26 protein-coding genes and 1 tRNA gene are annotated in these 23,242 nt (G+C 61.9%); 12 read left to right on the top strand and 15 right to left on the bottom strand.

Annotated elements, in window-relative coordinates:
• The first annotated feature begins 37 nt into the window (after positions 1-37).
• Genes rsmA through RLO07_RS00450 form a run of 3 tightly spaced genes read left to right on the top strand, consistent with a single transcriptional unit; the run spans position 38 to position 2,078 of the window.
• Positions 38-829 carry a 16S rRNA (adenine(1518)-N(6)/adenine(1519)-N(6))-dimethyltransferase RsmA gene (gene rsmA, locus RLO07_RS00460; protein WP_462290162.1) on the top strand — a complete coding sequence of 264 codons (792 nt, stop codon included), beginning with the start codon at positions 38-40 and terminating at the stop codon, positions 827-829.
• A gap of 5 nt (positions 830-834) precedes the next feature.
• The gene (apaG, locus tag RLO07_RS00455) at positions 835-1,233 is read left to right on the top strand and encodes a Co2+/Mg2+ efflux protein ApaG (RefSeq protein ID WP_462290161.1); all 399 of its coding nucleotides are present in this window, start codon (positions 835-837) and stop codon (positions 1,231-1,233) included.
• Between the two features lie 8 nt (positions 1,234-1,241).
• A complete protein-coding gene (locus tag RLO07_RS00450; protein WP_462290160.1) occupies positions 1,242-2,078 on the top strand; it encodes a symmetrical bis(5'-nucleosyl)-tetraphosphatase in 837 nt (278 codons plus the stop codon).
• A 4-nt stretch (positions 2,079-2,082) separates the two neighbouring features.
• On the opposite strand, the gene RLO07_RS00445 is transcribed toward RLO07_RS00450, so the two are convergent.
• On the bottom strand, positions 2,083-2,406 hold the full coding sequence (locus RLO07_RS00445) for a type II toxin-antitoxin system PemK/MazF family toxin (protein WP_462290159.1): 324 nt from the start codon (positions 2,404-2,406) through the stop codon (positions 2,083-2,085).
• A complete protein-coding gene (locus RLO07_RS00440; protein ID WP_462290158.1) occupies positions 2,403-2,639 on the bottom strand; it encodes an AbrB/MazE/SpoVT family DNA-binding domain-containing protein in 237 nt (78 codons plus the stop codon). The genes RLO07_RS00445 and RLO07_RS00440 overlap by 4 nt, the downstream gene beginning before the upstream one ends.
• 151 nt (positions 2,640-2,790) lie before the next feature.
• Between RLO07_RS00440 and RLO07_RS00435 the strand changes: the two genes are divergently transcribed.
• Positions 2,791-4,026, top strand: coding sequence for a multifunctional CCA addition/repair protein (locus RLO07_RS00435; protein ID WP_462290157.1), 1,236 nt, complete (start codon positions 2,791-2,793; stop codon positions 4,024-4,026).
• Positions 4,027-4,053: 27 nt separating this feature from the next.
• Here RLO07_RS00435 and folK read toward each other — a convergent pair whose 3' ends face one another.
• The 4 genes from folK to RLO07_RS00415 form a co-directional block, all read right to left on the bottom strand.
• A complete protein-coding gene (gene folK, locus RLO07_RS00430) occupies positions 4,054-4,569 on the bottom strand; it encodes a 2-amino-4-hydroxy-6-hydroxymethyldihydropteridine diphosphokinase (RefSeq protein ID WP_462290156.1) in 516 nt (171 codons plus the stop codon).
• Positions 4,566-4,925, bottom strand: a complete 360-nt coding sequence (folB, locus tag RLO07_RS00425) for a dihydroneopterin aldolase (RefSeq protein ID WP_462290155.1) — start codon at positions 4,923-4,925, stop codon at positions 4,566-4,568. Before folB ends, folK begins: the two co-directional genes overlap by 4 nt.
• 2 nt (positions 4,926-4,927) lie before the next feature.
• Complete coding sequence (gene tsaD / locus RLO07_RS00420; RefSeq protein WP_462290154.1) at positions 4,928-5,971, bottom strand: tRNA (adenosine(37)-N6)-threonylcarbamoyltransferase complex transferase subunit TsaD; 1,044 nt, start codon at positions 5,969-5,971, stop codon at positions 4,928-4,930.
• Between the two features lie 138 nt (positions 5,972-6,109).
• Complete coding sequence (locus tag RLO07_RS00415) at positions 6,110-6,994, bottom strand: alpha/beta fold hydrolase (RefSeq protein WP_462290153.1); 885 nt, start codon at positions 6,992-6,994, stop codon at positions 6,110-6,112.
• A 262-nt stretch (positions 6,995-7,256) separates the two neighbouring features.
• Between RLO07_RS00415 and rpsU the strand changes: the two genes are divergently transcribed.
• The 7 genes from rpsU (at position 7,257) to RLO07_RS00380 (ending at position 14,026) form a co-directional block, all read left to right on the top strand.
• Complete coding sequence (rpsU, locus tag RLO07_RS00410) at positions 7,257-7,472, top strand: 30S ribosomal protein S21 (RefSeq protein WP_304704519.1); 216 nt, start codon at positions 7,257-7,259, stop codon at positions 7,470-7,472.
• A gap of 52 nt (positions 7,473-7,524) precedes the next feature.
• Complete coding sequence (locus RLO07_RS00405) at positions 7,525-7,980, top strand: GatB/YqeY domain-containing protein (protein WP_462290152.1); 456 nt, start codon at positions 7,525-7,527, stop codon at positions 7,978-7,980.
• Between the two features lie 103 nt (positions 7,981-8,083).
• Positions 8,084-9,937 carry a DNA primase gene (dnaG, locus tag RLO07_RS00400; RefSeq protein WP_462290151.1) on the top strand — a complete coding sequence of 618 codons (1,854 nt, stop codon included), beginning with the start codon at positions 8,084-8,086 and terminating at the stop codon, positions 9,935-9,937.
• Positions 9,938-10,150: 213 nt separating this feature from the next.
• Entirely contained in the window at positions 10,151-11,965 is a 1,815-nt protein-coding gene (gene rpoD, locus RLO07_RS00395; RefSeq protein ID WP_462290150.1) for an RNA polymerase sigma factor RpoD, read from the top strand.
• 110 nt (positions 11,966-12,075) lie between these two features.
• The gene (locus RLO07_RS00390) at positions 12,076-12,831 is read left to right on the top strand and encodes a hypothetical protein (RefSeq protein ID WP_462290149.1); all 756 of its coding nucleotides are present in this window, start codon (positions 12,076-12,078) and stop codon (positions 12,829-12,831) included.
• A gap of 122 nt (positions 12,832-12,953) precedes the next feature.
• Positions 12,954-13,030: transfer RNA gene (locus RLO07_RS00385), tRNA-Ile, on the top strand.
• A gap of 111 nt (positions 13,031-13,141) precedes the next feature.
• Positions 13,142-14,026 (top strand): alpha/beta fold hydrolase, encoded by an 885-nt coding sequence (locus RLO07_RS00380; RefSeq protein WP_462290148.1) that lies wholly within the window; start codon positions 13,142-13,144, stop codon positions 14,024-14,026.
• Positions 14,027-14,195: 169 nt separating this feature from the next.
• Here RLO07_RS00380 and RLO07_RS00375 read toward each other — a convergent pair whose 3' ends face one another.
• The 4 genes from RLO07_RS00375 to RLO07_RS00360 are packed head-to-tail and all read right to left on the bottom strand — an operon-like array spanning position 14,196 to position 18,805.
• Positions 14,196-15,749 carry an amidohydrolase family protein gene (locus tag RLO07_RS00375; protein WP_462290147.1) on the bottom strand — a complete coding sequence of 518 codons (1,554 nt, stop codon included), beginning with the start codon at positions 15,747-15,749 and terminating at the stop codon, positions 14,196-14,198.
• A complete protein-coding gene (locus RLO07_RS00370; RefSeq protein WP_462290146.1) occupies positions 15,746-16,828 on the bottom strand; it encodes a type 1 glutamine amidotransferase domain-containing protein in 1,083 nt (360 codons plus the stop codon). Before RLO07_RS00370 ends, RLO07_RS00375 begins: the two co-directional genes overlap by 4 nt.
• Positions 16,829-16,881: 53 nt before the next feature.
• Entirely contained in the window at positions 16,882-18,126 is a 1,245-nt protein-coding gene (locus tag RLO07_RS00365) for a sensor histidine kinase (RefSeq protein ID WP_462290145.1), read from the bottom strand.
• Positions 18,119-18,805, bottom strand: coding sequence for a response regulator transcription factor (locus RLO07_RS00360; protein ID WP_462290144.1), 687 nt, complete (start codon positions 18,803-18,805; stop codon positions 18,119-18,121). Before RLO07_RS00360 ends, RLO07_RS00365 begins: the two co-directional genes overlap by 8 nt.
• Before the next feature lie 400 nt (positions 18,806-19,205).
• On the opposite strand from RLO07_RS00360, the gene RLO07_RS00355 reads away from it, so the two are divergent.
• The gene (locus RLO07_RS00355; RefSeq protein WP_462290143.1) at positions 19,206-19,865 is read left to right on the top strand and encodes an alpha/beta hydrolase; all 660 of its coding nucleotides are present in this window, start codon (positions 19,206-19,208) and stop codon (positions 19,863-19,865) included.
• Positions 19,866-19,919: 54 nt separating this feature from the next.
• On the opposite strand, the gene RLO07_RS00350 is transcribed toward RLO07_RS00355, so the two are convergent.
• From RLO07_RS00350 to RLO07_RS00330, 5 genes are all read right to left on the bottom strand, one after another.
• The gene (locus tag RLO07_RS00350) at positions 19,920-20,195 is read right to left on the bottom strand and encodes a YybH family protein (protein ID WP_462290142.1); all 276 of its coding nucleotides are present in this window, start codon (positions 20,193-20,195) and stop codon (positions 19,920-19,922) included.
• Positions 20,196-20,365: 170 nt separating this feature from the next.
• Positions 20,366-20,914: a DUF2058 domain-containing protein gene (locus RLO07_RS00345; RefSeq protein ID WP_462290141.1), complete on the bottom strand. Its 549-nt coding sequence runs from the start codon at positions 20,912-20,914 to the stop codon at positions 20,366-20,368.
• A 5-nt stretch (positions 20,915-20,919) separates the two neighbouring features.
• Positions 20,920-21,765 carry a glutathione-dependent disulfide-bond oxidoreductase gene (yghU, locus tag RLO07_RS00340; protein WP_462290140.1) on the bottom strand — a complete coding sequence of 282 codons (846 nt, stop codon included), beginning with the start codon at positions 21,763-21,765 and terminating at the stop codon, positions 20,920-20,922.
• 57 nt (positions 21,766-21,822) lie between these two features.
• Positions 21,823-22,374: a gamma-glutamylcyclotransferase gene (locus RLO07_RS00335; protein ID WP_462290139.1), complete on the bottom strand. Its 552-nt coding sequence runs from the start codon at positions 22,372-22,374 to the stop codon at positions 21,823-21,825.
• Between the two features lie 8 nt (positions 22,375-22,382).
• On the bottom strand, positions 22,383-23,165 hold the full coding sequence (locus RLO07_RS00330; protein ID WP_462290138.1) for a hypothetical protein: 783 nt from the start codon (positions 23,163-23,165) through the stop codon (positions 22,383-22,385).
• Between the last annotated feature and the right edge of the window lie 77 nt (positions 23,166-23,242).

Raw genomic sequence — 23,242 nt, 5'->3', positions numbered from 1 at the left:
GCTGCGCCCGGGCGCGGGGCAAAGTACACTGCCGCGCATGACGCTGAAATCCCACACCCCGCGCAAGCGCTTTGGCCAGAACTTCCTACAGGACCCGGGAGTGATCGCCGGTATCGCCAACGCCATCCACCCCCAGCCCGGGGAGCACCTGGTGGAAATCGGGCCCGGACAGGGAGCGCTGACGGCGGCCCTGATCAGCCGGGAGATTCGCCTGGACGTGGTGGAACTGGACCGGGACCTGGTCACCGGCCTGCTCGCCGCCTTCAGCATTTATCCCGGCTTCAAGCTGCACAGTGCGGATGCGCTCACTTTCGACTTCGCCGCCCTGGCACGGGACGGCGTGCCCCTGCGGGTGGTCGGCAACCTGCCCTACAATATCTCGACGCCACTGCTATTCCGGCTCCTGGACTTCGCGCCGATGGTCCAGGACATGCATTTCATGCTGCAACTGGAAGTGGTTAACCGGCTCGCGGCCAGCCCCGGCAGCAAGCACTGGGGACGGCTGGGGATCATGGCGCAGTACCATTGCGCAGTGGAGCATCTCTTCGATGTGCCGCCAGAGGCGTTTTTTCCGCCGCCCAGGGTGCAGTCGGCGATTGTCCGTCTGACCCCCTACCAGCAGTCACCCTGGCCCGAGTGCGATGTGCACGGTCTGCGGAAGCTGGTCCAGGCCGCCTTCGGCCAGCGCCGGAAAACCCTGCGCAACAATTTGAAGGGTATACTTGACGAGGCCGCACTGGCGGACTTGGGTATAGACCCCGGTTGCCGGGCCGAGACCCTGCAGCTTGAAGACTTTATCCACATGGCCAATCATCTGGGCAACAACTGAGACACATGGATACCCAAACAGTCAGCGTCGACGTCCTTGCCACCTATCTCGCCCGCCACTCGCGCCCGGCGGACAAGCAATACGCGTTTGCCTACACCATCACCATCAGCAACGAGGGCGGCGTTCCGGTGCAGTTGCTGTCCCGGCACTGGATCATCACCGACGCCGATGGCGAGGTGCAGGAGGTGCGCGGCGAGGGTGTCGTGGGTGAGCAGCCGGTCATTCAGCCGGGCAGCTTCTTCCGCTACACCAGCGGTGCAACGCTGCCGACACCGGTGGGCTTCATGCAGGGCAGCTATACCATGATCGTGCTGGAGGACGAAGATACCGACCCCGGCGCGCTGCCCGCCTTCGAGGTGCCGATCCGCGCCTTTACCCTGCACACCCCAACGGCGCTGAACTGAGGCCGCGGGTGGCGACCTATGCCGTGGGGGATATTCAGGGCTGTCTGCAGCCCCTGCAGTGCCTGCTGAAGCGGGTCGGGTTCAATCCCGACCGGGACGTCCTCTGGTCCGTCGGCGACATCGTCAACCGCGGCCCCAAGTGCCTGAAAACCCTGCGCTTTCTGTACGATATGCGGGACAATCTGGTGATGGTGCTGGGCAATCACGACCTGCACCTGCTGGCCGTCGCCGCCGGCGTCAGGACGCCTGCACCCTCTGACACCCTGGGCAAGATCCTCGCCGCACCCGACCGCGACACGCTGCTGAACTGGCTGGCCCACCGCCCGCTGCTGCACTATGAGCACGGCTATACCATGGTGCATGCCGGCATCCCGCCGCAGTGGAGTGTGGAGGACGCCATGCGCCATGCCTGGGAGGTGGAAGAGGTCCTGCAGAGTCCGGACTGTGTGGAATTCCTGCGCACCATGTACGGCAACGAGCCCGCGGTCTGGTCCGATGACCTCACCGGCATGATCCGGCTGCGGGTCATCACCAACTACCTGACGCGGATGCGCTACTGCACCAAAAAGGGCGTGCTGGACCTGGTCAGCAAGGGGCCCAGTCCCAATCCCCGGCCGGAGGGTGACAGCAAGAAGGTATCGCCCTGGTTCAGCCACAAGGAGCGCAAGACCGCCAACGAGAAGATTATCTTCGGCCACTGGGCCTCGATTGAAGGGCACACGGACAGTCCCAATACCATCGGCCTGGACACCGGCTGTGTCTGGGGCGGCGCCATGACCCTGTACAACCTGGATTCCGGTGAACTGACCTCCTGCCGCTGCAAGAGTGGGGGCAGGAAAGCATGAAGGCTCAGGCAAACATCTCCAGCAATACGTCGTGCCACAGTTCAGGCTTGATTACCCCCAGCCTGCTGACCAGACGCGACTTGTCCACACTGCGCAACTGATCCAGCAGGATTCTCGCAGCTCGACCCTCCAGCATGACCTCGGGACGACAGCCCAGAGCCTGGCCCTTGCTGGTGATGGGTGCAATGATCACTCTGGGCAGGGCGGCGTTCATGTCATCCGGCGACACTACCAGTGCAGGGCGAACCTTGCGAATCTCCGTGCCCACCGTGGGATCGAGATTCACCCAGTAGACTTCGCTGCGGCTGATAGCGACCTGCCGGCTCACCACGCCCAGTCCTCACAGTCTGCGTCGGTGGGGAACTCGGCCCAGAAGTCTGTATCGTCGTCTGCCTCGGCAGCCGGAAACCAGCCCTCACGAACCTCCCTGAGGGGCTCAATGACAATACACTTGCCTTCAACCCGCATGTTGATGTGTTTCGAGATACCACATTCGGCCAGCAGCGCCGCGGGAATCAGTACACCGCGAGAATTGCCTATCTTGCGAATGGTCGAGCGCATGGGGACAATCTCCGCATGTAATAACTTTGTTATTACATCACACATAGCAGCTTCACTCAATGATCAATTCGTGGGCAGCGTACCCACTGTCACCACCCTCGACCTCATCATATCCGCTCATAATTCACGCCGAGGCGGTACAATACAGCCGATGAAAACCTACCTGGTTGGCGGCGCGGTCCGCGATGCCCTGCTCGAGTACCCGGTCTCGGAAAGAGACTGGGTGGTGGTCGGTGCCACGCCTGCAGAGATGCTGGAGCAGGGCTACACGCAGGTGGGCAAGGACTTCCCCGTATTCCTGCATCCGCAAACCAAAGACGAGTACGCCCTCGCCCGCACCGAGCGCAAGCAGGGCCACGGCTACACCGGCTTTGCGGTGCACTGTGATCCCGCCGTTACGCTGGAGGAAGACCTGCGGCGGCGGGACCTGACGGTCAATGCCATGGCCCGGGATGCGGACGGCGCCATCATCGACCCCTACGGTGGCCAGCGGGACCTCGCCCAGAGAGTGCTGCGGCACGTATCTGCGGCCTTTGTGGAGGACCCGCTGCGGGTACTGCGCACGGCCCGTTTCGCCGCACGCTACGCCCACCTGGGCTTCACCGTGGCCGCGGAGACCATCGCCCTGATGGCGGAGATCGTCGCCCAGGACGAGCTGGGGCACCTGCCCCCGGAAAGGATCTGGGTGGAACTGGAGCGCGCCCTCGGTGAGCGCAATCCGGAGGTGTTCATTGGCGTGCTGCGCGACTGCGGTGCCCTGCGGGCGTTGCTGCCGGAACTGGAGGCCCTGTTCGGCGTGCCGCAAAGCCCGGAGCATCACCCGGAGATCGACAGCGGCCTGCATACCCTGCTGGTACTGCAGCAGGCAGCCCGCCTGAGTCCGGCAACGGACGTCCGCTTCGCCGCCCTGTTGCACGATCTGGGCAAGGGCCTGACCCCGGAAACGGAGTGGCCACGGCATATCGCCCATGAACAACGCGGACTCGCCCTGGTGCGCCGGGTATGTGAGCGCTTGCGCGCACCCAACCAGCATCGGGACCTGGCGCTGCAGGTCTGCGAGTTCCACCTGCTGGTACACCGCGCCAAGGAGCTGCGGGGCAAGACCCTGCTGAAGCTGTTTCGCGCCACCGGGGCCCTGCGCCAGCCGGAGCGGTTCCGGGCTTTTCTGCTGGCCTGTGAAGCCGACGCCCGGGGCCGCAGGGGGATGGAGGAGCGAGACTACCCGCAGGCGGCGTATCTGCAGCGGGCATTGACCCTGGCGCAGTCGGTGACTGCGGCACCGTTTGTGGCCCGGGGGATAAGCGGCAAGGCCCTGGGCGACGCGATTGCCGCGGAGCAGACCCGGCTGCTGGACGCTTTCCGCGCAGCGCACAAAGATGAGGTATAGAGGCCCCGGCGACCTGGCCGTACTGTCCTAAACCGCCCGGGAGATCCAGCGCCCCCGCCAGCTGAAGTCCACCCGCGCCAGTACCTGGCTGCGCTGGTCAAAGGCCGCCCAGAGTTCGGCAAAGCTGCGGCCGTCCACGGGGTGCTGCGCGCGGGGTGCCAGCTCTGCCAGCGGCCGCAGCACGAAGGCATTCTCCAGGATCTCTCCCCGCGGCAAGGTCACCCCGCCGAACTCACCGACCAGGTCACCGTAGGTGAGGATATCGATGTCCAGCTGCCGGGCGGAGAAGCGGGTGGCGTTGGCGGGCCGGCCGTGCTCGGTTTCGATGTGCCGCAGGCGTGTTGCGAGCGCCGCCAGGGGTAGTTCGGTGCGGGCACCGACCACCATGTTCAGGAATGGCTGGCCGTCGAAGCCAATGGCGGGGCTGTCGTAAACCGGCGACAGCGCCAGCTCGCCGAGCAGCAGTTGCAGGGCGTCCAGCCCCGCCAGCAGGTAGCGTTCGCGCTCGATATTGCTGCCCAGGCCCAGGTACACGGTAGTCACGCCGACCCGGCCCCGCGCTCGATCAACACACCCACATCCCGCGCCGCCTGTACCGCTCCGGGCTTGCACAGGCGCAGGCGCAGCCAGGGCACCCCGAATTCGGACAGCAGCAGCGCCGCCAGGTCCTCGGCCAGGGATTCCAGCAGCTGATAATTGCTGCCTTCTATATACTCGATGAGCCGACTGGAGACCGCTGCATAGTCCAGCGCCTGGCCAATGGCATCTCCTGCCGCCGCCGGCCGGTTGTCCCAGGCCATTTCCAGATCCAGCACCAGGGTCTGGCGTACGCTGCGCTCCCAGTCATAAACACCAATGATGGCATCGGCGCGCAGCTCGCGGATGAAGACGATATCCACGATCAGGCCACCACGGCAGGCCGCAGCGACGGCAATTCGGTCATGGGCCAGCGCGGCCGCACGGTGGTTTCCGGCCCGTCATGCTGCCCCGCCTGCAGGCGCTGGGCACCCGCGTAGGCAATCATGGCGCCGTTGTCGGTACAGAATTCCGGCGCCGGATAGAACACCCTGGCACCGAGTTTGCCCAGCTCCTTCTGCAGCCGGGCCCGCAGGTTGCGGTTGGCGCTGACGCCGCCCGCCATCACCAGGGTCTGCAGGCCCTCCTGCTCCAGCGCCCGGCGGCACTTGATGACCAGGGTCGCGACCACCGCCTCCTCGAAGGCGCGGGCGATGTCACACTTGTCCTGTTCGCTGAGGCCACTGTCCTCGCGGCAGGCCGTGACGGTGTTGAGGGTGAAGGTCTTGAGCCCGCTGAAACTGAAATCCAGCCCGGGCCGGTTGACCATGGGCCGCGGAAAGTCGAACCGCGCCGGGTCGCCGGACTCCGCCAGCCGGGCGATATGGGGACCGCCGGGGTAGGGCAGCCCCAGCATCTTCGCCGCCTTGTCGAATGCCTCGCCGGCGGCGTCGTCCAGGGATTCGCCCAGCAGCAGGTACTCGCCGATGCCGTCCACCCGCACCAGCTGGGTATGACCACCCGAGACCAGCAGGGCAACAAAGGGAAACTCCGGGTGTTCGTCCTCCAGCATGGGAGCCAGCAAATGCCCCTCCATGTGATGCACCCCCAGCGCCGGGATGCCCCAGGCCCAGGCGAGGGACTGGGCCAGGGTGGCGCCGACCATCAGCGCCCCGACCAGGCCGGGGCCGGCAGTGTAGGCAATACCATCCAGCGCCGTGGCCGCCACCCCGGCGTCATCGAGGACCTGCTGCAGCAGCGGCAGCGCCTTGCGAATATGGTCGCGTGAAGCCAGCTCGGGCACCACGCCACCGTATTCGACGTGGATATCGACCTGACTGAACAGGGCATGCGCCAGCAGGCCGCGCCCCGTATCGTAGAGCGCGACCCCGGTCTCGTCGCAGGACGTTTCCAGACCCAGAATCAGCATCGTTATCTTCACTGTCGCAGAGGGGCGCATGATAACGGCTTCGGGCGGTCGCGGCGAGGTCCGAAGGCCAATGGGCAGGGGAACATCGCGGCTATGGTTCAGCGAGCTCCCTGTTCGCGACCGCCGCGACGGTACGGTTCAGCGTGGCTGCTTCACCATGCTGGCAATCACCCGCTCCAGTTCACGGTTGAAGGACTCCGGTTCACCCATCTGCAGGAAATGGTCGGTGCCTTCCAGGATCACCGCCTCGAAGGAGCCGATGTGGCGCCGGTTGCCCTCGGTATTGGTTGGCCACAAATCGGCATTTATCGCCACAATAGGTATATCCAGCCCGTCAAACGCCAAGCGGGACCTGCCGCTGAGCGTGTCGGTCAGCATCTCTTCCATGGCGCTGACGGCCACTTCCGGTGGCGCTGCCGACATGTCGGCGACGATCCATTCACGCAGGCCGCGATCAGTTTCTTCAACAAGCATCTGTGACACAAAAGCCGCTGCGCCCTGACGGAAATCCGCCCGCATGGGCGCCACCAGGGCGTCGAATTCCTCCTGCGATATCGTGCCGCCGATATCCTGAAAAGTATCCACCCCGACAATCCCGATCACCCGCTCGGGCATCGCCTGGGTGGCCGCCACTGCGACCGGCCCGCCCATGGAGTGCCCGACCAGAATCACCTGCTCGGCGCCCACGGCGTCGACCACAGCACGCACATCCTGGCCGAATGCAGCCACGCTATAGCGTTCTCGCCCAAGCCCGGAATGACCGTGACCGGCCAGATCGATAACCACCACCTGGTGCTTGCCTGCGAAGTGCGCAACCTGCTCGCGCCAGTAGCGCCCGTCACAACTCCAGCCGTGAATGAATACCAGGGCCGGCTCGCCGCCGTTGCCAATCACCTCAAAGGCAATCGGTATGCCGTCGGCCGACTCGACCGTTTGCGGCCAGCGTACTTCGTCGGCCTGGACCGCCCAGGCCAACACCAGCAGCAACGCCAATGCAGGGATCTTCAATCTCATTGCACTCATGACTTACTCCTGTCGGATCGCGCACCCTTGCAGAGTCGGCCGATACGCGGTCTTTCCATTGTTGCAGTTCCACCTGGCCTGTCAAACCCGGATGACCCAGTCGCGCTGATGATTTCCGGCACTGCCCCCGCAGCCCAAGGGACGGGCGGCCAACAGGGCTTTGCAAATACCGCCAACTGAGTATAGAATGCGCGACCTTTTAAAGCTCTGGTTGCCGCAGAGGGCGGCTGGTGCACTACTTACTGAAACGGGTAAAGAATTAATGCCGCATATCAAGATCAAGGAAAACGAGCCTTTTGACGTCGCTCTGCGCCGCTTCAAACGCTCCTGTGAAAAAGCCGGTGTCCTGGCTGAAGTTCGCAAGCGCGAACACTACGAAAAGCCCACCACCACGCGCAAGCGCGCCGCTGCAGCCGCGGTCAAGCGCCACCTGAAGAAGCTGTCCCGGGAAAACCGCAAGCGCGTCCGCCTGTACTAGGCGCCCCCACCAGGCGTGCCCGACCAAGCGTCCCCAACCAGGCGTCCCCACCATGAGTGATCTGCCGCTGACCGAAACCATCAAGGCTGCCATGAAAGCGGCCATGAGGGCGCGAGACAAGGAGCGTCTGGGCACCATCCGGCTGATCCAGTCGGAAATCAAACGCATTGAAGTGGACGAGCGCATCGAACTCGATGATGCCCGGGTGCTGGTCGTGCTCGACAAGATGATCAAGCAGCGCCGCGACTCCGCACAACAGTACCACGCCGCCGGCCGCGACGAGCTCGCGAACCAGGAGGAGCGGGAAATCGCCGTGATCCAGGAGTTCCTTCCCGCCCAGCTCAGCGACGCCGAGCTGGAAGCCATGATCGACGCCGCCGTGGCGAACGCCGGCGGCTCCGGCATGCAGGCGATGGGCGCGGTGATGGCCGAGCTCAAGCCGAAACTGCAGGGCCGCGCCGATATCGGCGCCGTCAGCAAGCTGGTCAAGGCCCGCCTCAGCGCCTGACCCCCGGCTCGCCGGCGTTGCCAGAAGCGCCGCCGGCCCTGACAAGTCCCCCGCACCGTGCTTCAATATGCGGTCTCTCACAGAGCACTGCTGACACCCCCTGATGGCTGGACGTATTCCCCAAAAATTCCTCGACGACCTGCTCGACCGGGTCGACATCGTGGAAGTCATCGACCGGCGGGTCAAACTCAAGAAAACCGGCAAGAACTACAGCGCCCGCTGCCCCTTCCACGAGGAGAAGACACCCTCCTTCAGCGTCAACCCGGACAAGCAGTTCTACTACTGCTTTGGCTGCGGCGCCGGCGGCAATGCCCTCGGCTTCGTCATGGACTACGAGAACCTGGACTTCCCGCAGGCGGTGGCGACGCTGGCTGGCAGCCTGGGCCTGGAAGTGCCGCGGGAGGAGACTCGCGGCGGTGCCGCCCAGGCCCAGCGCGAGGACAGCAACAAGGCGCTGTACGCCCTGCTGGAGCAGGCCGCCCGCTTCTACCAACAGCAGCTGCGCTCGCATCCCGAGGCTCACCGCGCGGTAAGCTACCTCAAGCAGCGCGGGCTCACCGGGCAGATCGCGAAGGATTTTGACCTCGGCTTCGCGCCCCCGGGCTGGGACAACCTGCTGCAGGCGCTGGCACAGGACGACAGCCAGCGCAAACTGCTGCTGGATGCGGGCATGCTGGTGCAGAACGACGCCGGACGCAGCTACGACCGCTTCCGGGACCGGGTGGTATTCCCCATTCGCGACCAGCGCGGGCGCATCATAGCCTTCGGTGGCCGGGTACTGGGTGACGACAAGCCGAAGTACCTCAATTCACCCGAAACCCCCGTCTTCTCCAAGGGCCGCGAACTCTACGGCCTCTACCAGGCCCGCCAGGCCAACCGCAAGCTGGAGCGGGCCCTGGTAGTGGAAGGCTACATGGATGTCATCGCCCTGGCGCAGCACGGTATCAGCAACGCCACCGCCACCCTGGGTACCGCCACCAGCCAGACCCACCTGGAGCGCCTGTACCGGCTGACCCCGGAAGTGGTGTTCTGCTTCGATGGCGACGCCGCCGGGCGCAAGGCTGCGGTGCGTGCCCTGGAGTCAACCCTGCCCTGCATGGAAGACGGACGCCAGGCCCGGTTCCTGTTCCTGGACGAGGGGGAGGACCCGGACACCCTGGTGCGCAAGCTGGGGGCGGATCGCTTCCGCGAACTGGTTACTGCCGCCACACCGCTGGAAACATTCCTCTTTGACGTGGCAGGCGAAGGCCTGGACACTAGCACCCTGGAGGGCCGCGCCCGCTTGAGCAAGCAGGCGCTGCCCTATATCCGCCAACTGCCGGACGGCGTCTTCCGCCAACTCATGTTTCGCGCTCTCGCCGAGCGCACGGGACTGACCGTTGCCGAGTTGATGCATCTCGAGGCCCCGCCTCCCCCGCCGCCAGCACCTGAACCGGCACCCGAATGGGCGCAGGGAGCCGATTCCAGCCAGCCCACCCCGAGACAGCGGGCGGCCAGTGACCGGGCCCGAGCGGGCTATTCCAACCTGGCGCAGGCGGCCATTGCGCTGCTGCTGCACCAGCCGGAGATGTCCACCCGGGTGGACCCCGAGCCGCTGGCCACACTCGAAGGCGACGACGTCGCCCTGCTGCGGGACCTGCTGGCCCTGCTGCAGCGGCGCCCGGACTCCAATACCGCCATGCTGCTGGGCCACTGGTACGGCACCCCCGAAGGTGAGCTGCTGGGGCGCCTGGCGGGACAGGAACGGCTGATCCCGCGCGCAGGCATCGAACAGCAGTTCAGTGACACCCTGGCCGCCCTGGTGCAGTTGCCCCAGCGCAGCCAATTGTCCGCCCAGGTCGACAAACTGAAAGCCACCAACTACGCTGACATGAGCGACGCGGAGAAACAGAGACTCAAGGAACTATTGCAGCAAAAACAGCGCATGGACGAGGCCCGCAACAAGCGCAAGTCCTGAGTCACTCCACCGCCACCCCGCAGGCATCCAGATGCGCGGCTTGCAACCGGCAGCCATAGCCCCCATATAAAGCGGGTAGTGGTGCCCGAAAGCAGGCACCAGCGGGACCAGGAGCCGTTAAATTGCCAGGGATTTCGCTGGCTAAGTCACTGATTTTCCGGTTATAATCGCCGGCTAAATTTTTTTTGCATTTTATTCGAAGGTGTCTGCTGAATGACCAACGTCGCCCAACAACAGTCCCGGCTCAAGGATCTCATCGCCCGCGGCAAGGACCAGGGTTACCTGACCTACTCCGAAGTCAACGATCACCTGCCGGAAGACATCTCCGATCCGGACCAGGTTGAAGACATCATCCAGATGATCAACGACATGGGCATCCAGGTGTTTGAGGTCGCCCCGGATGCCGATGAACTGTTGATGACCGAGGGCGACAGCGCTGCCGATGACATCGCCGCGGCCGAGGCCGCCGCCGCCCTCGCCGCCGTCGAAACCGAGGCCGGTCGCACTACCGACCCGGTGCGCATGTACATGCGCGAAATGGGCACCGTCGAACTGCTGACCCGGGAAGGCGAGATCGTTATCGCCAAGCGTATTGAGGAAGGCATCCGCGAGCTGATGGCGGCCCTGGCCCACTACCCCGGTGCGGTGAAGCAGGTGCTGGACGAGTACGACCAGGTGCTGAGGGAAGAGCGTCGGCTGGGCGATGTCATCATCGGCTACCTGGACCCGGCCGATCACGTGCCCTCTGCCGCCGAGGTTGCCGCAGAACTCGCCGAGTCTGCAGACGCCGACAACTCCGACGAGGAAACCGAGTCCGGCCCCGATCCGGTGGAAGCCAAGAAGCGCTTCACCGCCCTCAAGCGCCAGTTCAGCAAGACCGAGAAAGCCATTGCCAGCAATGGCCGCAGCGACAAGACCACGATCAAGGAAATGGAAAAGCTGGGCGAACTGTTCAAGTTCTTCAAGCTGACCCCGCGGGTATTCGATCCGCTGATGGACAAGCCCCGCCAGGTGCTGGCTGCCGTACGCGACCAGGAACGGCAGATCATGACCATCGCCATCCGCGATTGCGGCATGCCGCGCAAGGACTTCATTACCTCGTTCCAGGGTTCGGAGTCCGACGTCAAGTGGATCACCCGTCAGACCAAGGGCAAGAAGGATTACGTCGCCAAACTGAGCGCGCAAAAGGAAACCATTACCCGCCTGCAACGCCGCATCATCGCGGTGGAAGACCAGTGCGGGCTGGCGGTACATGAAATCAAGGAAATCAACCGCCGCATGTCCATGGGTGAGGCCCGTGCCCGCCGCGCCAAGAAGGAAATGGTCGAGGCCAACCTGCGCCTGGTAATCTCCATCGCCAAGAAGTACACCAACCGCGGCCTGCAGTTCCTGGACCTGATCCAGGAGGGCAACATCGGCCTGATGAAGGCGGTGGACAAGTTCGAATATCGCCGCGGCTACAAGTTCTCCACCTACGCCACCTGGTGGATCCGGCAGGCCATTACCCGCTCCATCGCCGACCAGGCACGCACCATCCGCATCCCGGTGCACATGATCGAGACCATCAACAAGCTCAACCGCATCTCGCGGCAGATGCTGCAGGAGATGGGCCGCGAGCCCACCCCTGAGGAACTGGGCGAGCGCATGGACATGCCGGAAGACAAGGTGCGCAAGGTGCTGAAGATCGCCAAGGAGCCAATCTCCATGGAGACGCCCATCGGTGACGACGAGGATTCGCACCTGGGTGACTTCATCGAAGACGCCACCATCAGCTCGCCGATCGAGGCCGCCACCGGCCAGGGCCTGCAGGAGGCCACTAAGGAAGTGCTGGCGGGCCTCACCGCCCGCGAGGCCAAGGTGCTGCGCATGCGCTTCGGCATCGACATGAACACCGACCACACCCTCGAGGAAGTGGGCAAGCAGTTCGATGTCACCCGCGAGCGCATTCGCCAGATAGAAGCCAAGGCCCTGCGCAAGCTGCGCCACCCGACCCGTTCGGACTATCTGCGCAGCTTCCTGGACGAGTAGCAGCACCTCGTCCAGTCAATTTATTGACGATTCCTGTTTGTGGGCTAGGCTTTGGGGACGCCGACCGCGGTTCCGCCGGCTAACTCCCACCCCAAAACAGGAATAAAACCATGAAGAATGTCATTTACATGACGCTGGGGGCGGTCGCTTTTGCCACTCTAACCATTGCGCCCACCCACGCCGATAATCACATGACCGCCCAGCCGGTAGAGCTCTATGCCTGTACATTCCGTGACGGCAAGGGCATGCAGGATCTGGAAAAGGCCAACGCCAACTTCAAGAAGTGGGCCGCCAGCAACACCAGTGGCCACAGTGCCTGGATGATTACCCCGCAATTCCGCTCGATGGACACTGAATTCCATGTCGGCTGGATAGGCGCCTACCAGTCTGCCGCCGACTTTGGCTCCAGCACCGACAAGTGGGTAAATGCTTCCGGCAGTGTGTCGAAGGCCTACTATGATGCAGTGGACTGCAGCCATGCCATGATGTCCTCCTATGCCACAGGCGGCCAGGAAGGCGCACCGGGGGACGGCGTTGTCTGGTTCTCCCGCTGCTCGCTGGAGGACGATGCCAGCGTCGCTGACGCGGCCGCCGGCCATGCAAGGGTCGCAGACATGATGGAGGACATGGGGGCAGGAGGCTCGAGCTGGATTTTCGTTCCCGGGCTCGGTTTCGGCGACGCCGAATTCGATTACTACCACGTTGCCGCCTGGCCTTCGTACCCGGCGTTTGCCAAGGCCTGGGAGGCCTACGTCAACGGCGGCGGCATGGCGAAGGCCATGGAGCTTCACGAGGGTGTCTCCAGCTGCAAAAGTCCCAACATGTACGATGCCCAGCTGATTCTGGCGCCGCCAGCGGCCGAATGAAGCAACACCCCAGGCAGGCCCAGCCCCGGCGACCGGACGCCGGGCCTGTCACCCCGCGAAACCCCGGGACTGGGGCTGTGCCTGCGACAGCTTCTTCTTTATAATCTCCAACTCCCTGTTGCGGGCCCATAGCTCAGTTGGTTAGAGCATCCGACTCATAATCGGCAGGTCGAAGGTTCAAGTCCTTCTGGGCCCACCATTTTCCATAGGTGCTTACCGGTCACACAGGTAACAGTGCAGAAATTGGTTGCTGAGGGGTACTCTGTCCAGAGTCTGCCATTTCAGCTAACGATCAGACAGGAATTTCGCCATGACAAAAAATACCCAAACCCTACGCAGACTATTGGGCTGCCTGGCAATCGGCTGGCTGATCATCCCGCTGGCCGCTGCCCAAAACGGTGAAGCAGGCTATGGCGACAGCCCCGACCGTGGTGGTTACGCGGACATCAACGGCATCAAAATGTATTACGAAGTGTATGGTGAGGGTGAACCCATGGCCCTGATTCATGGCAGTGGCCAGGATATATCGGCCATGCGTCATCAGATCGATTACTTCGCCGGCAAGTACAAGGTGGTAGCTGCCGACAGTCGTGCTCACGGTAAATCCGGTCTCGGCGAAGGTGAGCTGACCTATATCCAGATGGCCGACGACTGGGCAGATCTGTTTCGTCATCTGAAACTCGGGCCGGTGAAGGTTGTGGGGTGGAGCGATGGCGGCAACATCGGCCTGCGCATGGCGGTCGATCACCCCGAATTGATCGACAAGCTGGCAACCATGGGCGCCAACCTCCAGCCCGATGCGAGTGCGGTGCAGCCCTGGGCCGTCGCCTGGGTGAAACAGGCATCGGCGGAAGTCGATGCCATGCTGACTGCAGGCGATACCAGCCAGAACTGGAAGGTACAGGCCGAGCATCTGCGGCTATTACGGGAGCAACCCAATATGACGCTGGGCGAACTGGGCCAGATAAAAGTACCGGTGCTGGTAATGGCGGGAGACAAAGACGTTATTCGAGACGAACACACTGTACTGATGTACCAGCACATTCCCCGGGCTCATCTGGCCATCTTTCCCGGTGAAACGCACTTCACACCGGAAACATCGCCGGAGCTGTTTAACCGGACAGTCGATAACTTCATGAGCAAGCCCTACACTCGCCCCGATACCAGGGATATTATGCTGGGCACCCACGAATAAGCGGGCAAGAAGCAATGGCGCCGGTTACCCTGCGCCTGTACCTGGCGAATTCCTGTTTTGTCAGTAAAATCGAATTCCGGGCTCGGGCCTTTCTGGCCGAACGCTCTGATCACAGCAGCGGTAATCTCCCGGACATCGCTCCATTTCGACTATTTGACTCGTCTGCACCCTAATCGGCGAACTGCATCCGCACAATAGGGCTGCTGACCAGGCTCCAAAGTAACTTGAGGTTGAACTGAACGCCGTTGCTCTGTTGCTCGGCGAAACTCAAAAGTTCGTCGAGCGCCGCGCGATTGAAAAACTGCCCGTTAAAGAGCAGGCCGTAAATGTCCCGAGTTGCCTCGATGTTAGCCAAAGGGTTGTCGTTGAGTAGTAGAATGTCAGCTGCCTTGCCTTCTTCAATAGAGCCGTACTGGTGATCAAGGCCGCTAAAGGTCGCCGCCCCGAGCGTGGCCAGACGCAGGGTATCAGCGGCAGAAATACCGGCCTCGACAAATTCCCGGAGCTCATCGTGAACGGAGAAGCCCGGGAATATATAGCTATCCCCGGCATCGGTGCCCACCAGTAGCTCAACGCCCGCTTCATGCGCGTCCACCAGGTTACGCCGCGCCAACTGATACAATTGCTCATAGGTCTCCGCGTGTCCGGCCAGCCTGGATTTCTTGGCAGCATTGTCCGCATCCGGCTTCCACATGCCTTCACGGATCGGCCAGGGGATGTATTTCAGCCTGGGGTCGTTGCGAAAACCAGCATCCTGGGCGCGAGCGCTCATGGCCAATACCTGCAGGGTGGGCACCCAGGCGATTTCAGCGCTCGCCATCGACGTCATCAGTCGAGCGCATGTGTCGGGGTCATGCTGTTCCACCAGTTCGCGACGCAGGTCCATGTTAAAGGCGGCCAACGGGTCGTGAAGAGCGCGGAAATCACTGGCCCCACGGTAGCATTCCAGGAGGAACAGACGGGGGTGTTCCACACTGCGCTGTCCCGCTGCAATCAGCTCGGGGAGTGACACCCCCAGCGGTCTGTGCCCCGCCATGGACAATCCATGTGCCCGTGCTTCAACTGCCAGATTGCGATAGGCCTGGGGGGACAGTTCGGAGTAGATCTTGAGAAAATCCACACCCTGATTCGCGTAGTAGGCCGCAAGCTCCTTGGCCTCGCCGCCATTGCGGACCCGGAAGAAATCGGGGTAGCTCTCGGGCACCTCGTTGCCGCCGTTAATCTGGAAGCCGCTGTGTTGCAGATAGCGAGGACTGTTTGCAGCTCCCCTGACCAGACCCTGATTCCAGCTGACACGGTCTTCCTGGCAGGCGATATAGCTGTCGGGTTCGGACATACAGCCCCACATTTCACGCACCCCGGTTACCCCGTTGGCGAGAAAAAGAGGATGCAGGTATTGAGCGGATAACTTGGTGGAGTGGGTGTGCATGTCCCACAGGCCGGGAATTGCGTACTTGCCAGTGCCGTCGATTTCCAGCACATCGCTCACGGGTGCCAGCTGCCCTACTGGAGTAATACGGACAATCAGGCCTTCGCGAATTAGGACATCCCGCGGCCCTGTCATCTCGCCTCCCTCAACCACCAGTAACCGTACATTGCGCAACAGTACGTCGCTGTGGATACCAGTCTGCGGCATGGCCGGCAGCGCCGTAAGCGAGAGCACCGCCATCGCCAGTCCAGCAAGCACTACCACAGTGGCCAGAATTTTGAATAAGCGCTTCATATACGGCCTCCAACCTGCCTGGCAGCGGCGGCGATCATCACCAGTTCGAACGCCTTGATAAACTCCATCTTCATCGCGGCAACCAGCGAGTGCATAGCGATCAGGCGATGGTTGATCGGCGTGCCTGCCCTGCCGGCCAAAAACTCCAGCTGTGCCCGGGCATTGCGGTAACCATGCTGCTCATAGGTGCCAAGAATCTGGACGCTGTACTCATCCGCGGTTTTCAGCCGGGGAACAGGCTGATAGCCCAGTTGCACAATCATGGATTCAGTCAGCGCCCAAACCGACCAGGGATTCTGCCCCGTGAGCAGCGCCCCGTCCCGGCTCACCTGCTCCAGGTAGGACGGGCCTGTCTGCACCGCCGCGCCGCGAGCGCGCAGCCTGTCCTCCAGCAGGAACGGGAAAATTGTCCGGGCTTCCGGTATCAGGAAAAGCTCCTCGTCGTTACTGAATCCACTGACCCGCCTACCGGCAAGAAGGTATTCACCGCCGTCGAGCTTCACATTCACCAGCGCCGCCGGTCCGTGGCAGATAGCACCAATCACCTTGTTCTTGTAGTGGAAGTGCCGAACGAGGTTCTGCATGGCCTCATTGTCCGGGAAATCCCACATGGCGCCCTTGCCACCCACGAAATACACAGCGGCGTATTCCTCGGGATTGATGCTCGCTACCGCAGTGGAGTTGATGACTTTGCTTCTTGCCACAGGGTCATTGAGGAACGCATAGTCAAATTCCCCCATGTCATCGTCATCAATCACTACCGGTGGTTGTCCTCCGTCCGGACTGGCGATATCGACAGTAAAGCCGTTGGCGGTGAATACGTAATAGGCCCGGGATAATTCAGTGAGCTCATAGCCTGTTCGTTTTCCGGACTCACCCATCTCGCCGGTGCTGGTCACAACGGCGAGAATTTTCCCTCTGCTCGAGCTTACTTTCGCGTCAAGGTAGGCGAGCTTATCCGGGGTTGTGGCGGCCAGGTTCGTCAATTCACTGCTCTGTAGCAAGTTGATGACCCATACGCCAGCACCTGTGAAACAAAGTATTATCAGGGCTATGCCCAGTAGTAATTTCTTTAACATGTGATTTCGCCTTGCCTATGCCGTGACCACAGGCTAAGTGACAGGAGGTCAAATCAAGGTGAAATTTTCAGGATAATGCTAAATATCCCCGCCTGAGAGCGGGTTGACAGTAGCCAGTTCAGCCTTGCAGCAATGCGCTCAACCAGAAATAGTCCTTGTCCAAGGCCGGGGCTGTCTGCCTGTTTTCTGCCGGGTTTGACCGGGTCATCGATCACGGGCGCAAAGACCGCGTTGCTGAACACCAGGCTGTCCTCGTGCAGTGAGATGTTCAGTGAAGGCTCAGCGGCATAGCGCATTGCATTCTCAACCAGATTACCGACCAGCAGCGTGATCAACTGACGATTGCCGATCAGCTCGCAATCATCTGCTATTGCCACTTCCACCGAAAAATTGGAGCGCTCGAGTGCCCCATGCAAGCCCAGTATCGCTTCTTCCACAATGGGGCGTAACCTGAGTGACTGCGCCTGTACCGAGTCCTGCCGAGCCAAGGCGAGCAGGATGGCGACGGTCCTCTGCACATGTTGCGCTGCCAGCTTCAGTTGCTCAATATCCCGGGGCTGCGGCGGCCGGGTTTCCAAGAGGGTAAGGGTATTTTTCATCACCGTGAGCGGTGTGCGCAACTCGTGGCTGACATCTCGGGTAAAGTGACCCTCTCTTTCGAGTGCGTCATGTATCTGGTTGAAGTTGCTTTGAATGGTCTCCGCCAGGTAGCCAATCTCATCGTTTCTGCCGGCTGCACTGAGGTCCAGCGCCTTGCCCTGCTGATGCATCTGCTTTACTTCATCGCTCAGCTGGATAATCGGGCGCGTCGTCCGTCGCGCCACCCTGTAGGCAAGCCAGAGTGACACGGCGAGGGTAATCACCACCAGGCCAGCCAGAATTTTCAACAGGCTGCCGGAGAGATTGGTCACTACCAGCAGGGACGACACCTCCGCAACCAGCAGCGCCTGAAGATCTTCATCCAGGTAGAAGTTGCGCACATGATAGTGTCTCTCGTCGGCAGTGAATATCTCGCCGCTGTCCGGGCTTGCCTGCAGCTTTCGGCGCACAGGCACCGGAGCCTGCTCAGCACTGGCATACAGCATCATGTAGTCAAGCCTGGGAGAGGGCCATTGGCCAGTGCCGGCATAGGTATCCTGCAGGTAGCTGATCTCCCGGGCCAGTAGCTTCTCGACAAGCGCATCTTCGGTGATATAGGCGAAGAGAACTACCATGCCCACGTAGACTGTGGTGAGCAACAGGGTCAAGCCAACGAAGGTTCTCGTGACCTGCCGCTCGATACTGTTCCTTTCAGGCACCGGGAATATCCAGCTTGTAACCCACATTGGTAATGGTCATCAGGATGCTGGATTCGAAGGGCTTGTCCAGGGTATTGCGCAGGCTGTAGATGTGGGATTTGAGTGCATCGCTGTCCGGTGGCGCATCCCCCCAAATCTGGTGCATAAGCACCGAGCGGGATACAGGGTTCGGATAGGCCTGCGCCAGTTGCACCAGAATTTTGAAGCTGATTGAGGTGAGCGCCAGTCGCTGTTCCTGCCGCCATACGGCTTTCTGCGAAAGGTTGATGCGCAGCTCTCCAAGCTCCAGCACCTTGCTGTGATTCAGGGCGTTACGCCTGGCGAGGGCCTGGCAGCGCAGGGCAAGCTCCCGCAAATCAAAGGGTTTGGTCACATAGTCATCAGCACCTACACCGAAGCCGGTGGCCTTGTCCTCGAAACTGTCGCGTGCCGTAAGCATCAGCACCGGAACATTTATCTCGGCGGATTCCTTAATACGCGCACAAACATCCACTCCGTCCATATCGGGCAGATTAAGATCGAGAAGTACAACGTGATAGAGATTCTCCACTGCGAGCGCTACAGCCTGGGTGCCAGTCTGGGCAAGGTCCACCTGCCAGCCATGCCCCTCCAGGAAATCAGTCACCTGGCGGGCGATGGCGAGGGTGTCCTCTACCAGCAGGATCGATAATGAGTTCAATGCCTGACTCTATCAGAGTGGGTACATGGGCAGAGAATGTGGCAATAGTCGATCCGTTTTCCAAATCGCACCGGTCTGCCAATCACAACCACAGTTTAGCCCACTTACGCCAGAATGTGCATTTGCCGGCTCGCCACTGTTCAGGCTTTGACAGCTGGGTTTACCCTGGTCCATGGAGAGTCTCATCCGGAAGGTACTCAGGTGAGCGCTAAAGGTATACGGGGAAATGTAAAAGCAAGGGGCGCGCCTGACAACACCGACGCCTGACACTGGCGTTATCGCTAACCCGTTTATTCGCTTGGAAACTTACCACGCCGGCGGGGGGCTGAATTCAAGTCCTTCTCGCCTCCAGCTCCCATGATATCCTTTGCGACATATTTGAATACGGGGGAGTTGGATCTTGCTGAATTGTGAAGTTTTGGAACCCGGCGGCACGGCAGATGCCGCTGTAATCTGGCTGCACGGGTTGGGCGCCAGCGGCCACGATTTCGTCCCGGTGGTACCTCATCTGGGCCTGCCGGAAAAACACGGTGTGCGTTTCGTATTTCCCCACGCCCCGGAAATACCCGTGACAATCAATGGTGGCATGGTGATGCCGGCCTGGTACGACATTCTCGCCATGTCGATAGAGCGCGAGATTGATCTGGAGCAGATAGAATCGTCTTCTGCCGCCGTCCGGGAATTGATCCAGCGTGAACTGGATGCGGGTATTCCCAGTGAGCGGATTGTGATCGCCGGGTTCAGCCAGGGAGGCGCAGTCGCCTACCATACGGCACTGTCCTATCCAAAGACCCTGGCCGGATTGCTGGCGCTGTCCACTTACTTCGCGACAGCCAGGGAAGTGAGTCTCTCGGAAGCAAACAGGGCCCTGCCGATTCATATTTTCCATGGCACCCGGGATCCCATGGTGCCTGAATCAATGGGCCATACCGCGAGCCAGATATTGCAGGGGATGGGCTTTGCACCGAGGTACCGCAGCTACCCCATGCAACACGAAGTGTGCATGGAGGAAATCCAGGATATCGGCCGCAGCCTCAGGGATTGGCTGCAGCTGGATTAAGCGACCTTTCCATGACATCCGGTCCTCGTGCTCGGGCCGGCCCTTCCGGATTAATCACTCTGGCGGCGGGATGACACTGTAGTGCAGGCTGATGATCTTCCATTCGCCATTGATCTTCTGCCAGACATCGGTCTCGAATGCCCGCACCGTTGATGTCGCGCCATCCGGGGCGCGCGTGCGGTTGTCGACGAAGGAGGTGGCTACCGCGACATCGTCGCCGGGCATGAGTTGCACCTGCAGATCGGCATTGCCAGACCCATGAGAGTCCGCGTCTGCTAGCGCGGACAACGACTGCAACGCGATGATCAGGCAGGCCAATAGTGCTTTCATCGTTCTTGCTCCTTCCGCTTGTTCGGTCTGGATCTCTGCAAGCCTACATAGCTTGTACCAAAATTTACAGATCTGATGCCTGATCTTCGCGATTCCAGACCCGCACCGGGTCCAGGCAAATGTCCGGTCATGCACGGCGGCCATACGGCAGCTGGGCACAGTAACGTAGCTCACCACATCAGATCATCGGGCACTTCGTAATCCTTGTACCACTCCTGCTCTTCTGCCGTCAGTTCCTGGGCCCCCGCCTCACTGCAGACAATCACTCGGCTGCTGTCGCGCTCCGCGATCTTCGCCGCAATGGGCCAGGGCAGCAGCTCATACTGGTCCCCCTGCTTGCCAATGGCCAGGTTGCCGGCCGCGAGCTGCTTTTGCTCCATGGCTGTGACGTAGAGCTTCTTGACCTTTTTGCCATCGGTAAAATTGAACCCGATGTCGCCGCGTCCACGCGGCAACTTGTGGCCTTCGATGAGCTGCTTGATCTGGGCGTTGATCGCCTTGCGCAGGGCCTCGGCGTTGCGGGCCTCGTTCAACTCGCGGTCGCGCCGGGCCTTTAAGGCCAGCGCCTCGCGGGCTGCCTCTTTGGTCTCGACCCCGAGCTCCTCACCGGAGCGTCGGGCAACATTGGCCTGCTTGCGCTTTTCCTTCGCCAGTTTTTTGGCCTTGTCGGTATCCGCCAGACCGGCCTTGAGCAATTGATCCTGAAGTGAGCCTGCCATACTTGCTACCCTCCGAAGTCGCTGGCCGCGTGCCGTTCCGGCAACTGTTCCTCTTCCGGCCCCCAGATGCGGTTGACCCGGCGCCCGCGCTGCACCGCGGGCCGCGCCTGGATGTCCCGTGCCCAGCGATTGAGGTGCGCATAGGAGCCCACGTCCAGGAACTCCTGGGCGTCGTACAGCGTCTCCAGTACCAGGCCACCGTACCAGGGCCAGACCGCCATGTCGGCGATGGTGTAGTCATCGCCACAGAGGTAGCGCCGGTCCGCCAGGTTGCGATCCAGCACATCGAGCTGGCGCTTGACCTCCATGGTGAAGCGGTTGATCGGATACTCCCACTTTTCCGGGGCGTAAGCGTAAAAGTGGCCAAAGCCTCCACCCAGGTAGGGGGCGCTGCCCATCTGCCAGAACAGCCAGGACAGGCACTCGGCGCGCGCGGACGCGGCCGTGGGCAGGAAGGCTGCGAATTTCTCCGCCAAGTACACCAGGATCGCACCGGACTCGAACAGCCGCGTCGGCGGCGAGGTGCTGTGATCGAGCAGGGCCGGGATCTTGGAGTTGGGGTTGATGGCGACGAACCCGGAACCGAACTGTTCGCCCTCGAGAATATTGATCGGCCAGGCATCGTATTCCGCATCGCTCCTGCCGAGCGCCAGCAGCTCCTCCAGCAGCACCGTGACCTTGACGCCATTGGGTGTCGCCAGTGAATACAACTGCAGAGGGTGCTTGCCTGTCGGCAGCACCCTGTCATGGGTCGGCCCCGCCACCGGCCGATTGATGCTGGCGAAGCGGCCGCCGGTTGCGGTGTCCGGTGACCAGACCCGCGGTGGTACATAGCTGTTGTTGTCTTCCATAAAGTGCTGTTCTCCGTGTCTGCTCCTGGCCGTTGCCGGTGATCGGGCAGATTGTAGTCAAGAGCCCGGGGCCGTGATCTGCCGCACCAGCTGTGCCAACTCGTGCACGTGCGGATCGGCGGCATCAAGATCCCGCAGGGCCTGGGCCAATTGCAGAAGGTAGTCCCTGTTGCTGCCGCTGGGCCCGGAGGCGGCCGCAATGTGTGCCGCAATCTCGGCAGCGGGCGCCGGCCCCAGGAAAGCGTGATTACCCTCATCCGCTACGTATAGCACGCCCGCCACGCTGTTGCCCCGCCCGGAAAGGGAAATATCCACCTCGTGGCGGTGATAGCCGTTTTTTTCCCGATGATCCAGATGCCCGAATACCGATTCGTCAATCAGGTAGGCCATGCCCTTGCACACCGCGCCTGGGGAAGGCACCAGGGTCACCACGCGCCCGGGAGCTGCCACTGTGCCCCGGTGATCGTGGGAACCCTGCCAGAAGCGGCGCTCCCACCCGGATACCTCGGCCACCTCACGCTGCAGGAACGGGAAATCAACCTTGTAGATCAGTGACCCGTAGCCGAACACCCAATGGCTGCCAGCGCCCGCAGCAGGTTCACCCGCCATCGCGGCGCCTATTCAATACGCAGTGGGCGCTCGTAAACGCCCGCGTTGCCAGTGCTGATCTGGTGGGCGAGGACGACCATGTCGAAATCACCCGGGCCTGGCAGGTCCAGTTTCCCGGCGAACTCGTTGTCGGTACCGGTGAAATCCAGCGGTCCCTCCGCGACCAGCTCGCCCTCGCGGTAAAGTTGTACCCTGGCGCGGAAATCGGCAGCTGGCCACAGGCCCTCTGTGGTGATGGGACAGCCGCAGATCATGGTGACACTGGCGCTCAGGGCCAGCTGCTCCTCTCCCAGCGTGTAATTCAGCAGTTCGGTTATGAGCCCGGGCAGGTGCAGGATCACGGGTTGCTGCACCCGGTCCTGGCCGGGGATCAACCACAGGGTCACGGCTGTGGACTGGATGCTCTGGGCAACCGCCAGGGGACCGGTGACGCTGACCTCGACCCGGGTGGGTCGCGCCAGGCCGAGTTCTGCCTGAAAACTGGCGGGATCCCCCAGCGTGGCCGAGCGGCCGCGGGTCTGGGGCGTCTGCATCAGCGCTTCGGTGTCCCCGGTGGGGCCGGTAATGGCGCCCTGGGCCAGCAGCTCTCCTGTCGCCGCGTTGCGAACGACGATGTTCATGTCGCCAACACCGCTGCCGATGAACTTGGCATCGTCAGCGCGCACCAGCACCTTCAAGGCTGTGGTGGCGACGCTCTCCTCCGCCGACACCAGGGGCGCCAGCACCGCGGCGCCGAAGGTGACCACCGCGGCCACAAGGGCGCGGCCATAGTTTGCTGCTCGTCTGGACATCGTTGACTCCCTGTTGAAGCATCCAGTCGCGCGAACCCGTTACCCACTCGCGCTTCGTCGGCAAACAATAGCATAAC

The sequence above is a fragment of the Haliea sp. genome (genome assembly GCF_040221975.1).
Taxonomy (GTDB): domain Bacteria; phylum Pseudomonadota; class Gammaproteobacteria; order Pseudomonadales; family Halieaceae; genus Haliea.
This window is presented reverse-complemented; position numbering and strand designations above follow the sequence as displayed.